14 protein-coding genes are annotated in these 16,263 nt (G+C 66.5%); 12 read left to right on the top strand and 2 right to left on the bottom strand.

Annotation, left to right across the window (positions count from 1 at the left end):
* Positions 1-34: 34 nt before the first annotated feature.
* Together BMZ97_RS09365 and BMZ97_RS09370 are read left to right on the top strand one after the other, a co-directional pair.
* Positions 35-895, top strand: coding sequence for an ABC transporter permease (locus BMZ97_RS09365; protein WP_244546358.1), 861 nt, complete (start codon positions 35-37; stop codon positions 893-895).
* On the top strand, positions 892-2,526 hold the full coding sequence (locus BMZ97_RS09370) for an ABC transporter ATP-binding protein (RefSeq protein WP_244546316.1): 1,635 nt from the start codon (positions 892-894) through the stop codon (positions 2,524-2,526). The genes BMZ97_RS09365 and BMZ97_RS09370 overlap by 4 nt, the downstream gene beginning before the upstream one ends.
* 29 nt (positions 2,527-2,555) lie before the next feature.
* Here the strand turns inward: BMZ97_RS09370 and BMZ97_RS09375 are convergent, their stop codons facing one another.
* Both BMZ97_RS09375 and BMZ97_RS09380 read right to left on the bottom strand, forming a co-directional pair.
* Positions 2,556-3,497, bottom strand: coding sequence for a citrulline utilization hydrolase CtlX (locus BMZ97_RS09375; RefSeq protein ID WP_092167694.1), 942 nt, complete (start codon positions 3,495-3,497; stop codon positions 2,556-2,558).
* 5 nt (positions 3,498-3,502) lie between these two features.
* Positions 3,503-4,549, bottom strand: coding sequence for an ornithine cyclodeaminase (locus BMZ97_RS09380; protein ID WP_092167696.1), 1,047 nt, complete (start codon positions 4,547-4,549; stop codon positions 3,503-3,505).
* A 145-nt stretch (positions 4,550-4,694) separates the two neighbouring features.
* On the opposite strand from BMZ97_RS09380, the gene BMZ97_RS09385 reads away from it, so the two are divergent.
* The 10 genes from BMZ97_RS09385 (at position 4,695) to BMZ97_RS09430 (ending at position 16,232) form a co-directional block, all read left to right on the top strand.
* On the top strand, positions 4,695-5,120 hold the full coding sequence (locus BMZ97_RS09385; RefSeq protein WP_092168895.1) for an Lrp/AsnC family transcriptional regulator: 426 nt from the start codon (positions 4,695-4,697) through the stop codon (positions 5,118-5,120).
* Positions 5,121-5,312: 192 nt separating this feature from the next.
* Positions 5,313-6,386: an ABC transporter ATP-binding protein gene (locus BMZ97_RS09390; RefSeq protein ID WP_092167697.1), complete on the top strand. Its 1,074-nt coding sequence runs from the start codon at positions 5,313-5,315 to the stop codon at positions 6,384-6,386.
* A 33-nt stretch (positions 6,387-6,419) separates the two neighbouring features.
* Positions 6,420-7,529, top strand: coding sequence for an ABC transporter substrate-binding protein (locus BMZ97_RS09395; RefSeq protein WP_092167699.1), 1,110 nt, complete (start codon positions 6,420-6,422; stop codon positions 7,527-7,529).
* Positions 7,526-8,416, top strand: coding sequence for an ABC transporter permease (locus BMZ97_RS09400; RefSeq protein ID WP_092167700.1), 891 nt, complete (start codon positions 7,526-7,528; stop codon positions 8,414-8,416). Before BMZ97_RS09395 ends, BMZ97_RS09400 begins: the two co-directional genes overlap by 4 nt.
* Positions 8,413-9,246 (top strand): ABC transporter permease, encoded by an 834-nt coding sequence (locus tag BMZ97_RS09405; RefSeq protein ID WP_092167702.1) that lies wholly within the window; start codon positions 8,413-8,415, stop codon positions 9,244-9,246. Before BMZ97_RS09400 ends, BMZ97_RS09405 begins: the two co-directional genes overlap by 4 nt.
* Positions 9,243-10,118, top strand: a complete 876-nt coding sequence (locus BMZ97_RS09410) for a polysaccharide deacetylase family protein (protein ID WP_092167703.1) — start codon at positions 9,243-9,245, stop codon at positions 10,116-10,118. Before BMZ97_RS09405 ends, BMZ97_RS09410 begins: the two co-directional genes overlap by 4 nt.
* A 302-nt stretch (positions 10,119-10,420) precedes the next feature.
* Complete coding sequence (locus tag BMZ97_RS09415) at positions 10,421-11,851, top strand: amidohydrolase family protein (protein WP_092167705.1); 1,431 nt, start codon at positions 10,421-10,423, stop codon at positions 11,849-11,851.
* 253 nt (positions 11,852-12,104) lie between these two features.
* The gene (locus BMZ97_RS09420) at positions 12,105-13,004 is read left to right on the top strand and encodes a LysR family transcriptional regulator (protein ID WP_092167707.1); all 900 of its coding nucleotides are present in this window, start codon (positions 12,105-12,107) and stop codon (positions 13,002-13,004) included.
* Positions 13,005-13,228: 224 nt separating this feature from the next.
* Positions 13,229-14,809 carry an ABC transporter substrate-binding protein gene (locus BMZ97_RS09425; RefSeq protein WP_092167708.1) on the top strand — a complete coding sequence of 527 codons (1,581 nt, stop codon included), beginning with the start codon at positions 13,229-13,231 and terminating at the stop codon, positions 14,807-14,809.
* 28 nt (positions 14,810-14,837) lie between these two features.
* Complete coding sequence (locus BMZ97_RS09430) at positions 14,838-16,232, top strand: amidohydrolase family protein (protein WP_175525491.1); 1,395 nt, start codon at positions 14,838-14,840, stop codon at positions 16,230-16,232.
* Positions 16,233-16,263 lie beyond the last annotated feature (31 nt).

A 16,263-nucleotide genomic window follows, 5' to 3' on the forward strand; every position in this document is an offset into this window, starting at 1 on the left:
CCTGCCGGATGCAGGGCGTCCCAACGCCAACGCCCTGCGCCGGCTTGTCCGCAACCCGGCCGTGCTGATCGGCGGGACCGTGCTCCTCGTCATGGCGCTGATGGGCCTGCTCGCGCCGTTCCTGGGCACGATCGACCCCGCCGCCATCAACCCGAGCGCGCGCAACCGCGTGCCCGGCGTCGAGCGCACCATCCGCGCCGATGACGGCTCGACCACGGTCTTCAAGCACCGGATGGGTACGGATTCGCTTGGCCGCGACGTTTATAGCCGCGTCGTCTACGGCGCGCGGGTCTCGCTGATGATCGCGGTCTCGGTCGCCGCTGTGAGCATCTCGATCGGCCTCATCCTTGGTTTGATCGCCGGCTATATCCGGCCGCTCGACGCCGTGATCATGCGCTTCATGGACGGGCTGATGGCTATTCCCGCGATCCTGCTCGCCATCGCCGTGGTCTCGCTGTTCCGGGCCGGCCTCACCGCCGTCATCGTCGCGATCATCGTGCCCGAGATCCCGCGCGTCGTGCGCCTCGTGCGCTCGATCGTGCTCTCGGTGCGCGAGGAGCCCTATGTCGAAGCCGCGATCATGCAGGGCACGCGGCTGCCGCTCTTGATGGTGCGCCACATCCTGCCCAACACCATCGCCCCGCTGATCGTCCAGGGCACCTTCATCGCGGCCTCGGCCATCCTGGTCGAGGCGATCCTGTCCTTCCTCGGCATCGGCATTCCGCCGGAGACGCCGACCTGGGGCAACATCATGGCCGAGGGCCGCAATGTCTTCCGCGTCTTCCCGCACAACATCCTCTATCCCGGCATCTTCCTCGGCATCACGGTGCTGGCGGTGAACATGCTCGGCGATGGCCTGCGCGACACGCTCGATCCCAAGATGGCCGGCCGATGATCGACGTTCCGATGAGCGACGCACCCATACCTGTCCTCCAGATCAAGGGCCTGAGCATCCGCCTGCCCGGCGGCGGCGACCGGGCCCATGCCGTCGAGAACGTCTCCTTCGATGTCGGCGCGGGCGAGATCACCTGCGTCGTCGGCGAATCCGGCTCCGGCAAATCCGTCACCGCCTTCTCGGTGATGGGCCTGCTGCCGAAGCTACTGAAGCCCGTCGCAGGCCAGATCCTGCTCGAGGGCGAGGATATCCTCGCAGCCACGCCCCAGCGCCTGCGCGCTTTGCGTGGCGACCGCATGGGCATGGTCTTCCAGGAGCCGATGACGGCGCTGAATCCGGTCCTGACGATCGGCGACCAGATCGAGGAGGTGCTGCGCATCCACACCGAGCTCGATGCGGCCGAGCGGCGTGCAAAGGTGCTCGGCATCATGGCGGCGATGCGCCTGCCCGATCCGGAGCGCATCCACGGCTCCTATCCGCATCAGATCTCCGGCGGGCAGCGCCAGCGCGTGATGATCGCGGCTGCCCTCGTGCTCGATCCGGCGCTCCTCATCGCCGACGAGCCGACGACAGCGCTCGACGTAACCACCCAGGCCCAGATCCTGCGCCTGATCAAGGAGCTCCAGGGCCGGCGCGGCACGGGTGTGCTGTTCATCACCCATGATTTCGGCGTCGTCGCCGAGATCGCCGACAAGGTCGTGGTGATGGAAAAGGGCTTCGTCGTCGAGCAGGGCCCGGCCGCGCAGGTGCTGACCAACCCGCAGCATCCCTATACCCGCATGCTGATCGGCGCGGTGCCGAGCCTGAAACCCGCGCGGCGCAAGGCCGTGACGGGACCGATCGCGCTCGAAGCCGTCGGTCTCGGCAAGACCTACAGCTCCAAGAGCCTGTTCAAGAAGGAGCAGGTCGTCCACGCCGCGCGCGATGTCGACATCAAGATCCATCGCGGCGAGACGGTCGGGATCGTAGGCGAATCCGGCTCGGGCAAGACCACGGTGGCGCGCTGCATCGCCCGGTTGATGCCGCCGACGCGCGGCGCCATCCTCGTCCCCGACATCGACATCGCGATGCTGCCGGAGCGGCGCCTGCGGGCTTACCGCCGCAAGATCCAGGTCGTGTTCCAGGACCCTTACCGCTCGCTCAACCCGCGCCGCACGGTCGGCGATTCCATCATCGAGGGGCCGTGCAATTTCGGCCTGAAACCGACTGATGCGATGGCGCGCGCCCGCGACCTGATGGCGCTGGTCGGCCTGCAGCCAAGCGCGCTCGACCGCTACCCGCATCAGTTCTCCGGCGGCCAGCGCCAGCGCGTCGCGATCGCTCGCGCGCTTGCCATGGAACCCGAGATCCTGATCGCGGACGAGGCCGTCTCGGCGCTCGACGTCTCCGTGCAGAAGCAGGTGCTGGCGCTGCTGGCGGACGTGCAGGAGCGCTTCAACCTCGCCATCCTGTTCATCACGCATGATCTGCGCGTCGCAGCCCAGATCTGCGACCGCATCGTCGTGATGGAGAAGGGCGTCGTCGTCGAGCAGGGCGCGACCGCCCAGGTCTTCTCAGCCCCCGCCCATGCCTATACGCGCGCCCTGATCGACGCAGCCCCGGGCCGCGAATTCAGCGTCGGCGAACCCTGAGAGTTCGCCGACGCTTCTGGGAAAACGGCTCAGCCCGCGACGGTACCGCGCGCCGCCAGATGGATGCCCGCCAGCATGCAGCGCACCGAGCCGCCGGCGAGTTCGATGGTGGGAACGTCGAGCGGCAGCAGGGCCACCGACCGCTCCAGGGTCGCGAGCTGGTCCTGCCGCAGCGCCGCGAGTGCGCGCGACGACAAGGCGACGATCCGCCCGTCCCGGCCCTGCAATTCGATGGCATTGCCGGCGAAGCCGCCGATCTGCTCATGATCGAGGTCGATGACGGTCCGGCCGGTCTCGGCCAGGCGCCCGGCGATCTCCTCGCGCCGCGCCGCATCGCGGATGGTGGACAGCCCGATCAGGCAGAAATCCGTGCCGATGCACATCAGGACATTGGTGTGGTAGATCGCCCGGCCCTGCGCATCGACAGCATCGAACATCACCGGCTCGAAGTTGAAATGCGTGCAGAAGCGCTCCAGCGCCACTTCATTGGTGCGGTTCGAGCGCGCCGCATAGGCGACCCGCTCGATATGGTCGAGCACCATCGCGCCGGTGCCTTCGAGATAGACGCCGTCCTGCTCCAGCCCGGAATAATCGATCACATCCTGCACGCGATAGCGCTGCTTCAGCATCTCGACGACGTCCTGCCGCCGCTCCTGGCGCCGGCTCGGCGAGAACATCGGATAGAGCGCAACATGCCCGCCCGAATGGGTGGAGAACCAGTTGTTCGGGAAAACCGAGTCGGGCGTCGCCGTCCCCTCATCCTCGAAAAGATGAACCCGGACGCCGGCCGCCTCCAGCTGCTGCGCCGCCCTGCTGACCTCGCCATGCGCCGCAGCGGCGATCGCGGCGGCTGTCCGCTGCGCGTCATTGGCCTGGAAGGCATTATCCGCGGCAGTCGCCGGGTTGGGGCTGAAATGATGCGGGCGGATCATCACGACGCTTCTGGGCGCCTGCACGGAAAGCTTCTGCATGGCCGTCAGGCTCCCAGCGCGACGCGCGACGAAGCAGCGGACCGGCCGAGCAATCCGAACAGGTTGCGCGGGTCTTCCGGCGCGGTGAGAAGGTCGATGTCGTCGTAATAGGCCGTGCCCTCGACCTGGTCGCGCAGATAGCGCAGCGCCGAGAAATCCTCGGTGGCGAAGCCGACGGAATCGAAGATGGTGATCTGGTCGCGGGCGCGGCGGCCCGCGGTTGCCCCGGTGATCACCCGCCAGAGCTCGGTGACGGGAAAATCCGCCGCCATCTGCTGGATCTCGCCCTCGATGCGGGTCTGCTCGGGAAACTCGACGAAGACATCGGCGCGCAGGAGGATGTCGCGCTGCAATTCGGTCTTGCCCGGGCAGTCGCCGCCGACCGCGTTGATATGGACCCCAGCGCCGATCATGTTGTCGGAGAGGATCGTCGCGTTGAGCTTGTCGGCGGTCACCGTCGTGATGATGTCGGCGCCGAGCACGGCCTCTTGCGCGCTCGCCGCGACTACGATCTCAAAACCGTGCGGAGCAAGATTGGCAAGGAACTTGGCGGTCGCTGCCGGATCGATATCGAAGACCCGCAGCCTGTCGACGCCGAGCAGGGCCTTGAAGGCAAGCGCCTGGAATTCCGATTGCGAGCCCAGGCCGATGATCGCCATGACGCTGGCGTCCTCGCGGGCAAGATATCGTGCCGCCAGCGCCGACGTCGCCGCCGTCCGCAGGGCCGTGGTGATCGTCATTTCCGAGAGCAGGCGCGGATAACCGGTCTCGACATCGGAGAGCACGCCGAAGGCGGTCACCGTCTGCAGGCCGGTGCGCGTGTTCTTCGGGTGGCCGTTGACATATTTGAAGCCGTAGAGCTCGCCATCACTGGTCGGCATCAGTTCGATCACGCCGTCGCGGGAATGGCTGGCAATACGCGGCGCCTTCTCGAAGGAGGGCCAGCGCCGGAAATCCGCCTCGATATAACCGGCCAGGCCGATCAGATAGGGCTCGATGCCGATCGAACCGATCAGGCGAACCATGTTCTCGACGCCGACATACTGAACCATGGCGCAGCTCCCGTGCATGCTGTTGCCGGGCATGCTGTTGCGATACGGGATTCTAGGCCAAGGCAATTTGTATAGAGAATTTCGAACAAGTTCGTTTATGTTCGATTTTCTGGTCAAATTGCTCGCTTCAATCAAGCAGATTGCCATGCATGTTTTCGACGAACTGGACCATCGCCTGATCGCGGCGCTCCGCGAGGACGGGCGGGCGCCGATCTCCAAGCTCGGCGCCATTCTCGGCGTCTCGCGCGCCACCGTGCAAAGCAGGCTCGACCGCTTGATCGAATCCGGCGCGGTGCTCGGCTTCACCGTGCGTTTCCGGCAGGACTATGACGCCAAGGCCATTCGGGCGATCATGATGATCGAGGTCGTGGGCCGTTCGACGACGGCCGTGATCAGGCAGTTGCGCGGCCTGCCCGAACTGCATTCCTTGCACACCACCAACGGAAGCTGGGATCTGATCGCCGAGATCCGCGCCGACAGCCTCAGCGACTTCGACCGGGTGCTGCGCGAGGTGCGCACCATCGACGGCATTCTCAACAGCGAGACCAGCATCCTGCTCAGTTCGGTCTGAACCTGCCGCAGGGTCCGCGCGCGTTGGGGTCCGCGCGAGCTTATAAAGCGCGCGAATAGGCCAATGGAATAAATGATAGCTCGACAAATCGCCGCCGGCTCGTCGCGGGCCGGTTGTTTGTTATGCTCCAGGCAGATTGGCCCGGCCCGGCGTGATGACGCTTCGGAACCCATAGGCTGACGGGGAGCGGCGATGGGCGCGAGTTTGCAGATCAACGGCCTGGGCAAGAGCTATGGCCCGTCGCAGGCCGTCGCCTCCGTCTCGCTCGATATCGCGGCCGGCGAATTCGTCAGCCTGCTCGGCGCCTCCGGCTCCGGCAAGACCACGACGCTGATGATGATCGCGGGCTTCACCCCGCCCGATGCCGGCGAGATCGTGCTCGACGGCCAGCCGATCACGCATCTGCCGCCGGAGCGGCGCGGCATCGGCGTGGTGTTCCAGAACTACGCGCTGTTCCCGCATATGAATGTCGCGCGCAATGTCGGCTTCCCCTTGAAGATGCGTCGCGTTTCCGCCGCGGACACCGCCCGCCGCGTTGCGGAAGCGTTGGCGCGGGTCGGGCTCGCCGGGCTCGGCGAGCGCCTGCCGGCGCAGCTTTCGGGCGGGCAGCAGCAGCGCGTCGCGCTCGCTCGCGCCCTGGTCTACGAGCCCGGGCTCTTGCTGATGGACGAGCCGCTGGGGGCGCTGGACCGCTCCCTGCGCGAGACGATGAAGACGGAGATCAGGCGGCTGCACCGCCAGCTTGGCATCACCATCGTCTATGTCACGCATGATCAGGAGGAGGCGCTGACGCTGTCGGACCGGATCGCGCTGATGGATCGCGGCAGGATCGTCCAGATCGGCAGTGCGAGCGACCTCTATGAGCGCCCCGCCAACGCCTTCGTCGCGGGCTTCATCGGCGAGAGCACGATGATCGGCGGCAAGGTCGTGCGCGACGGCGAGGCCGGCCAGGCCCTGTTGCCGGCAACCGGCGGGCCGCCTCTGCCGGCGCGGCCGGGCGGGCTGCGCGAAGGTGCCGAGGCGACCTTCCTGCTGCGGCCGGAGAAGGCCAGCCTGTCGGCGGCCGACGCCCCGGGCAGCGGCCTGCGCGCGACGGTTCAGGACATCGTCTATGTCGGCGAGATCTCCCGGCTCACCTTGCGGCTCGATGGCGGGCCCGAGCTCACGATCAAGCAGCCCAATCGGGCCGATGCCTACCAGGCCAAGATCGGGGAGGCCGTGAAGATCGGCTGGGCCCCTGACGACGCCGTGCTGCTTGCCGCCTGAAAAGCCAGTAATTCACAACAAGGGGAGACCATCATGACTGATCGCTCAGGCCTATCCCGACGCTCCATCCTTCTCGGCGGCGCCGGCGCTTCGCTCACCATCGCCAGCCCCTTCGTCCATGTCACGCCGGCTCGCGCCGACAAGGGCGAGATCGTCGTCGCAGGCTGGGGCGGCTCGCGCACCACGGCGATGCGCGAGGTGATGTTCACGCCCTTCGAAAAAGCGACCGGCATCCGCGTGCGCGATGACGGGCCGCCGGAAGCCGCCAAGGTCAAGGCGATGGTCGACAGCGGCAACGTCACCTGGGATATCCTCGACACCGACATCCCGGCGATCCTGGCCATGGTCAACGCCAAGCTGCTCGAGCCGATCGACTATTCCAAGCTCGACAAGGCCAAGCTCGGCAAGATCCCGCCCGTGCTGCACCATCCCTACGGGCTCGGGCACCTGATCTACTCGTTCAACATCGTCTACAACACCAAGGCCTTCCCGAACGGGACGCAGCCGAAGACCTGGGCCGATGTCTGGGATGGGGTGAAGTTCAAGGGCGCCCGCTCCTTCCCCTTCCGCGGCGGGCTCTCGCCGCAGCTCGAATTCGCCGCGATTGCCGATGGCGTGCCGGCCGACAAGGTCTATCCGCTCGACATCGAGCGCGCCTGGGCCTCGCATGACAAGCTCAGGCCGCTGGTGACGAAGTGGTACGCCAACCACGCCGAGGCGATCCAATTGCTCTCCAGCGGCGAGATCGACATCTGCTGCACCATCGGCCCGCGCGGATTGGTGGCGAAGAAGGAGGGCGCCCCGATCGATGTCGAATTCGCCGGCGGCAAGCTCGCCCCCGACAACTGGGCGATCGTCAAAGGCTCGCGCAATGCCGAGGCCGTCTACCAGTTCCTGAACTTCGTCATCGACGGCAAGGTCCAGGCCGAGCTCGCCAAGCGCATCCCCTACGGCCCGTCCTCGCAGGACGCCTTCGCGCATCTCAGCGAGGCCGAGGCCAAAGAGCTCAACACCTCGCCCGACAACCTCGCCAAGCAGTTCTGGACCGATATCGACTGGTGGGGGAAGACCGCCGAGAACGGCAAGACCAACAACGAGAACCAGATCGAGCGTTACGCCCGCTGGATGGTCAAGCGCGGATGACGCTGGTCGCCGCCAGCGCCGTTCCCTCGGTGAAGGCCGCGCGCGCCTGGCGTGCGCGGCCGGGATTGATGATCGCCGGGGCCCTGGCCTTCTGCGCGATCGTCTATCTCCTCCCGATGCTGTCGCTGTTCGGATGGGCCTTCCAAGGGCAGGGCAGCTCCGGAGCGAGCCTCGCCCAGCTCTCGCGCCTGATCGGCGACGACACCTATCACTATGCCTTCTTCACCACCTTCAAGATCGCGGCGATCACCACCCTGATCTGCGCGCTGATCGGATACCCCTACGCCTATCTGATGGCGACGACGGGGCCACGCCTGGCGATGCTGCTGACGGCGGCCGTGATGATCCCGTTCTGGACCAGCGTGCTGGCTCGCAGCCTCGCCTGGATGATCCTGCTCGGGCGCAAAGGCGTGGTCAACGAGTGGCTGACGGGGCTTGGCCTGCTGGAGCGGCCGGCCGCCCTGCTGTTCAACAGCATCGGCGTGCAGATCGGCATGGTCCATGTCCTGCTGCCCTTCATGGTGCTGCCGATCTGGTCGATCCTGTCGCGCCTCGATCCCGGCCTGCCGCGTGCCGCCCGTTCGCTGGGCGCCTCGCCGGCAGCGGCTTTCATCCATGTCACCTTGCCGCTGTCGCTGCCCGGCCTCGCCGCCGGCGCGACGCTCGTCTTCATGTTCGCCATCGGTTTCTACATCACGCCCGCTTTGCTCGGCGGCCCCAACGACCTCACCATCGCCTCGCTGATCGAGATGGTGGTGCGCGATCTGCTGGACTGGCCGTTCGGCGCCATGCTGAGCCTGGCGCTGCTCGGGCTCGTCGCGCTGGTCTTCGCCTGCGGCGCAGCCTTCGCGGGGGCCGGGCGCATCGCCGGGATGGAAGGGCGATGAGCCTGTCCTCCGCATCGCCGCTGCCGCGCATCAATGCCGGGCGCTCCGCCTTATGGCTGCTTGCGGGCCTGACCATGCTGTTCCTGCTGGCGCCGATCGCCGTTATCATCGTCGTCTCCTTCAACGACACGACACTGTTCAGCTTCCCGCCCTCGCGCTGGTCGCTACGCTGGTATCATGCGCTCTGGGAGAGCCGGGCCTGGCGCGAGGCCGGCTGGTTCTCGCTCTGGCTCGCGAGCCTGGTCGCATTGGCCTCGCTGCTGATCGGCGTGCCGGCCGCCTATGGGCTGGCCAAGGGTCGCTTTCCCGGCCGCCGCCTCGCCGAGGCGCTGCTGATCTCGCCAATGGTGGTGCCGGTCATCGTGCTGGCGCTCGGGCTCTACATGCTGTTCTCGAAGCTGGGCCTGATCGGCACGCCCACAAGCCTCTTCCTCGCCCATACCTTGCTCGCCTTGCCGGTGGTGATCGTCATCGTCGGAGCGGCCTTCCGCAGGCTCGACGGCTCCATCGAACTGGCGGCGCGCTCCTGCGGAGCCTCGTTCCCGCGCGCCTTCTGGCATATCGTGCTGCCGGCTATTCGCCCCGCCTTGATCTCGGCGGGAGCCTTCGCCTTCCTGACCTCGTTCGACGAGGTGGTGCTGACGCTGTTCCTCGGCGGCCCGCGAACCACGACGCTGCCGAAAAAGATCTGGGAATCCGTCAAGTTCGAACTCGACCCGTCGCTGACGGCGGTGTCCACCATCCTGATCATCGTCTCGATCGCCGCGCTCCTCCTCGTCGAGCTCGCACGGCGCAGCCGCATCCAACGCCAAGCAAAGGAAGCCCTATGATCCCCGACATCCCGACCATCTCAGCCAATCTCTCGGATCCCGCTCCCGAGTTCCCCTGGCCCAACGGCGCGAGCTGCGCCGTCTTTCCGGCTTTCGACGTCGATGCCGAGACGGCCTGGCTGCAATACGATTTCAAGAACGTCGACCGCCTCGTGACGATGTCCTTCGGCGCCTATGAGGAGCGCGTCGGCATTCCCAAGATCCTCGACTATCTGCGCGCCGAAGAGATCAAGGCGACCTTCTACATTCCGGGCTGGGTCGTCGATGCCCATCCGAAGATGTGCGAGCGCATCGTCAAGGACGGGCATGAGGTCGGCCATCACGGCTATCTGCACAAGCGGCCCGACCCCGCCGATTTCGCCGAGGACAAGGAGGAGATCGACAAGGCGCTCGACTCCCTCAAGCGCGTGCTCGGCGTCACGCCGGTCGGCTACCGGGCGCCGTCAGGCGAAAACTATCACGAGCTGCTCGGCTATCTGCGCGATCGCGGCATCCTCTATTCCTCGTCCTTCCGCGACGACATCCGCCCCTACCGCCACAAGCTGCGCGACGGTTCGCGCGGCCCCGTCGAATTGCCCGTCAACGTCTCCTTCGACGATTGGCTCTATGGGCTGAGCCAGCGCTTCAGCCCGCGCCCGATGTTCCCCAAGGAGCATGTGCTGTCGATCTGGAATGGCGAGCTGGAGCAGACCCGCGAATGGGGCGGCCTCGTCTCCATGGTCATGCATCCCCAGGTCACCGGCCGGCCGATGCGGCTTGGCATCCTGCGCGACTTCATCACGCGGGCCAGAAGCTATGGCGACGTCTGGATCGCCACCGGCCAGGAGATCGCCGCTCACTATATCGAGCAGGAAAAGGCGGCGGGTCTCTGAGCAGAGCCTGACAACGCCGTCATCCCGGACAAGCGGCGTAAGCCGCGCCGATCCGGGATCCCTCGCAGAGCGTCATTCTCGGGCTTGTCCCGAGAATCTCATGACCAGAGTGCTCTGGTTTACGAGATGGCCGGGTCAAGCCCGACCATGACGCGCTTCGGATACCGGGTCTTCGCGGAGCTTGTCCTTGGGCCGATCGAAGATCGGACCCGAGGGCGAAGCCCAGGATGACGGCGCGTTTCCGTGCAATGTCGCGCGATCCAGGACCGGCTCGCTATGCCCCCGAAGAAACGAGACCGACCATGACCACCCGCATCTCCCGCGCCGATGTCGTCATCGCCTATGACGCCGAGGCCGACGACCACGTCTATCGCCGCGACTGCGACGTCGTCTTCGACGAGAGCGGCATCCTGCATCTCGGCGAGGGCTGGGGCGAACCGGTCGACCGCGAGATCGACGGGCGCGGCTTCATGGTCATGCCGGGGCTCGTCGACATCCATTCGCACCCGTCGAGCGAGCCCGGCAACAAGGGCATGACCGACGAGGTCGGCACCCCGAAACTCTACAATTCCTCGCTCTACGAATTCCTCTGGCTGTTCCGCGCCGATGCTGAGGGCATCCCGCATCTCAACCATGTCGCCTGGTCGGAACTGCTGATGTCGGGCGTCACCACGCTGGTCGACCTCTCCTTCCCCAGCGATGGTTGGCTCGACCGCGCCGCGGCTTCAGGCCTGCGCATGGTCATGGCGCCGATGTACCGCAACGGTCGCTGGTTCACCCGCAACGGCTACACCGTCGAATACGAGCTCGACGATGCCGCCGGCCGCAAGGCGATGGAGGAGGCCTTCCGGATCATCGACACAGCCCTGGCGCATGAATCCGGGCGGCTGTCGGGCATCGCCTGCCCGGCCCAGATCGACACCTGCACGGAAGAGCTGTTTCGCGCCTCGATCGCCGGCGCGGCCGAGCGCAACATCCCGATCCAGACCCATGCGGGGCAGTCGATCAGCGAATTCCACGAGATGGTCCGCCGCAGCGGGCTCTCGCCGATCCAGTGGCTCGACAGCGTCGGCTTTCTCGGCCCGAACGCCTCGATCGCCCATGCCATCTTCCTCGACGAACATCCCTGGGTGCGCTGGCCGACCCGCACCGACCTGGCGCGCCTCGCCGAAACCGGCACCTCGGTCGCGCATTGTCCGACCGTCTTCGGTCGGCGTGGTTTCACGCTGCGCGATCTCGGCCGCTATCTCTCCGCCGGCGTCAATATCGGCATCGGCACCGACACCTTCCCCCATAATATGCTCGAAGAGCTGCGCCACGCCGGTGTCTATGCCCGCATCACCGGCGAAAGCCATGCCGTCGTCACCACCGGCCAGGTCTTCCGCGCCGCGACGCTGGGCGGCGCAAAACTGCTCGGACGCAGCGATATCGGGCGCCTCGCGACAGGCGCCCAGGCCGATCTCGTCATGGTCGACCTGACGCATCCGATGATGCGCCCGACGCGCGACCCGCTGAAGAGCCTGATCAACGCCGCCGCCGAGCGCGCGGTCGCCCATGTCTTCGTCGCCGGCCGGCAAGTGGTGCAAGGCGGTAAGGTCGTGACCATGGACTACCGGGCGGCTTCCGCCGGGCTGGAGGAAGCCCAGCGACGCGCGCTGGCGAAAGCCTCCTCGCTGGATTGGGCCGGCCGTTCGGTCGATGAACTCTCGCCGCCCAGCCTGCGCTGGACGTGACGGAACACCGCCGTCATTCCGGGGCGTCGCGAAAGCCGGGGCTTCGCGAAAGCAAAGAGCCCGGAACCCAGAGCCGATGCGGGTCCATGAAGGACGCCCCATCGCCATCGCTCTTGCTATCAGGCGCATCGGTTCTGGGTCCCGGCTCAGGCCTGCGGCCTGCCCCGGAATGACGGGGGCAAGGCCAACAACCGAGCTGGCATATGATTTGCTCCTGAAATAGGGTCACCCCGACACTATTCAGAGCAAGAATATGAACCTGCGTCAGATCGAGCTGTTGCGCGCCGTCATGCGATGCGAGACGACGGTGAGGGCCGCCCAGGAATTGGGCCTGTCCCAGCCCGCCGTCAGCAATGCGATCAAGCATCTGGAAGGCCAGGTCGGCTTCCCGCTGTTCGAGCGGGTCAATAACCGCCTGTTCCCGACCGCCGAGGCGCGGGCGATCTACCAGGACTCCGATCCGATCTTCCAGATGCATGCCGCCCTGGAAGCCAAGGTCCAGGATCTGAAGGAAAACCGGGCCGGGCATGTCCGACTGATCGCCACGCCGCCGCTGGGCTACAGCGTCATCCCCCGCGCGCTCGGCAGCTTCCTCGCCAAGCGGCCGAAGATGCGGGTGTTCTTCGATGTGCGCCGCTTCGAGAATGTCATCGACAGCGTCGAGAACGGCGTCGCCGAATTGGGCTTCGTCATGGGGCTGAACGAAAACCGCGCGCTCAACGCCGAGGTCTTCTTCTCCGAGCGGATGGTCTGCGTGATGCGCCCCGACCATCCGCTCGCCGAGAAGAACACGATCTATCCCAGCGACCTCAGGAGCGTGCCCTTCATCGCGCTCGAGCGCGGCAGCAGGATGGGCACCATCGTGCGCCAGGCCTTCAGCGAGGCCGGGGAGCCGTTCAATTTCGCCGTCGAGGTCCGCTACTGCAACACGGCCTGCGTGCTCGCCGAGAATGGCGTCGGCGTCGCGGTGGTCGATCCGCTCTCGCCGCTGTTCAGCGGCCATTACAACCTCGCCATCCGGGCTTTTGAGCCCGCCGTGCAGGTTTCAGCCTCCGTGGTCAGCTCGCGCAAGCGGCCCTTGTCGCGCGCCGCCGAAGCCTTCCTGCGTGAGGTGCGCGTCGTTGTCGGAGAGGTCGCGGGCAAGCTCGCCTGACGGTATTCGCCCGGCAAATGGCGGCCCCGAATAAAGCATAGGCGTGGGCATTGCCCGGCCTGGGCACCTGCCGCACTGTCACGGTACGCACATCATCCCGGCAGTGCCGGGCGTTCCACATTCCCTGCCGCATCGGCCCCGGCGATCCGCATCAGCGCGTTCGCTCGGGCAAGGTTCGCTCGGGTAAGGCTTGCGCCCCTGCCGCCATCATCGAGAGACCTGTAATGCTGAATCGTCGCCACTTTCTCGCAGGCACGGCTGCAACGGGCCTCGTCTCGCGCCCGGCTCTGGTGCGGGCCGCGTCAGCGACGACGCTGAAATTCATCCCGGTGATCGACCTTGCCTTCACCGACCCGATCTACGCGACCGCCCAGGTCTCCCGCACCCATGGCTTCATGGTGTTCGACACGCTCTACGGCATGAACACCAGGCTCGAGATCTCGCCGCAGATGGTCGAGGGCCACACGGTCGAGAATGACGGCAAGCTCTGGAACCTGACCCTGCGCGACGGCCTCGCCTGGCATGACGGCGAAAAGGTCACGGCGCGCGATTGCGTCGCCAGCATCAAGCGCTGGGCCAAGCGGGATGCGGCCGGCGACGCGCTGATGCAGGCGACGGACGAACTCTCCGCGCCCGATGACAGGACGATCCGCTTTCGCCTCAAGGCGCCCTTCCCTTACCTGCCCTATGCGCTCGGCAAGGTCTCGGCGCCGGTCTGCTTCATGATGCCGGAGCGGCTCGCCAACACCGATCCGTTCAAGCTCATTCCCGAGGTGATCGGCTCAGGCCCCTTCCGCTACAAGGCCGATGAGCGGGTGCCTGGCGCGCGCAACGTCTATGAGCGCTTCGCCGGCTACAAACCCCGCGAGGGCGGCACGCCGGACTGGACCTCGGGCCCCAAGATCGTGAATTTCGACCGCGTGGAATGGACGACCATGCCGGACGCCGCGACCGGCACCTCGGCGGTGCAGGCCGGCGAGCAGGACTGGCAGGAGGCGATGCCGCACGACCTGCTGCCCATCGTCGCCCGCAGCAAATCCGTCCGCACCGCCGTGCTCGATCCGCTCGGCTTCACCTGCCAGATGCGGGTCAACCATCTGCAGCCGCCCTTCGACAATCCGGCGATCCGCCGCGCTCTGCTCGGCGCGATCGACCAGGAGGCCTTCATGATCGCGGTCGCGGGCGACGATCCCGCCTTCCACTACGGCCCGCTCGGCTACTTCACGCCGGGCACGCCGATGGGCAGCGAGGTCGGTCTCGATGTCTTCCGCGGTCCGCGCGACTACGACAAGGTCAAGCGCGACCTCAAGGTGGCGGGCTATGCCGGCGAGAAGGTCGTTCTGCTGGTGCCGGCCGATTCGCTGGCGCAGAAGCCGCTCGGCGACATCGCGGCCGATGTGATGAAACAGGCCGGCATGAAGGTCGAATACACCGCGCTCGATTTCGGCTCGGTGCTCAAGCGCCGCGTCAACAAGGGGCCAGCCGATCAGGGCGGCTGGAACGCTTTTGTCGGCAACTGGCAGGGCATGGACTGGCTCAACCCGCTGGTCCACTCGACCTTGCGCGGCGACGGCGCCTTCCCCGGCTGGGTCTCCAGTCCGAAGATCGAAGCGCTGCGCACGCAATGGCTTTCGACCGGCGATGATGCCGGGCAGAAGCGCATCTGCGACGAAATCCAGAAGACCGCCTTCGAGGAGGTGCCCTATTACCCGATCGGTCAGTACAAGCAGCCGACCCTCTTCCGCACCGACCTCAGCGGCATCATGAACGGCACCGCCGTGTTCTGGAATGTGAAGCGGAGCTAACCGAGGCCGGCCTGATGGGATGCGCGCGATGAACCTGCTGATCACGGATACGACCGTCGTCGCCTGCGACGACGAACGGCGCATCATCGAGCGCGGCGCGATCGCCATCATCGGCGATCGCATCGCCGCGATCGGCGAGACGGCAGCGCTGGAGCAGGCCTATCCGGATTGCGAGCGCATCTCCGGGCGCGGGCTCGCCGTGCTGCCGGGCTTCATCAACGCCCATACCCACACCGTCCTGACCGCACTGCGCGGCACGGTCGAGGATTGGGATGGCGAGATCATCTACCGCTACATGTCGCCGGTCTCCTATGCGATGAGCGACCATGAGCGGGCGGTGATGGCCTCGCTCGGCTGCCTGGAGGCGATCCGCAGCGGCGCGACGACGCTGGTCGACCCGTTCCGCCACGTTCCCTCCTATGCCGGTGCGATGGCCGATACCGGCTTGAGGATCTGGCTGTCGGAAAGCTGCGCCGATATCGACACGCGAAAAATCCGCTTTGGCGAATACGGCATCGACGAGGCCTTCGGGCAGGGCTTCCTCGACCGCACGCAGATGCTGATCGAGGACTGGAATGGCGCCCGCAACGGCCGCGTCAACTGCCAGATCGCGGCGCATGCCCCCGACAACTGCTCGCCCGCCATGCTGCGCAAGCTCAAGGACCTGGCCGAGCATCACGGCCTCACACGCACCTGCCATCTGGCGCAGAGCCCGGGCGAGATCGCAGCCGTCAAGGCCGCGCATGGCCTGACACCTGCCGGCTATCTCGACCGCGAGGGCTTCCTTGGCCCGGACCTGACCTGCGCCCACTGGACCTATTGCACGCCCGCCGACATCGCGCTGCTCGCCGAGCGCGGCGTGCAGATGGCCCATAACCCGGCCAACTCCTCGCGCAAGGGCCCGCACACCGTCGCCATCGGCCTGATCCGCGACGCCGGCGTCAACATCGCGCTCGGCACTGACAACATGACCGAGGATCTGTTCCACGCCCTCAAGATCGGCCTGATCCTGCATCGCGGCGGGCGCGGCCGCGCCACCGAAGGCGGCATCGATCCCCAGCCGCAGGACATGCTCGACATGATCACGCGCAACGGCGCCCGCTCGGTCGGCGCGCAGGACCTTATCGGTTCGCTGGAAGCCGGCAAGAAGGCCGATCTCACCATCATCGACCTCAACCAGCCGGTGATGCGGCCGCTGATCCGCCTGGTCTCCAATCTCGTGCACTACGGCCATCCCGGCATCGTCCATTCCGTCATCGTCGACGGCGAATTCGTAATGCGCGACCGCAAGGTGCTGACGCTCGACGAACAGGCGCTGCTCGACGAAGCCCAGGCCGTCACCCAACGCGTCTGGGAGCGGATGATCGCCGCAAATCCCGACGTCGCGCCGCCACAAGGCGAATTGCGCTGGCTCGACGCGTGAGCGAAACCCCTCACCGCCAAACACGACCAGG

The sequence above is a fragment of the Allobosea sp. OK403 genome, from assembly GCF_900113835.1.
In the GTDB taxonomy this organism is placed as follows: Bacteria; Pseudomonadota; Alphaproteobacteria; order Rhizobiales; family Beijerinckiaceae; genus Allobosea.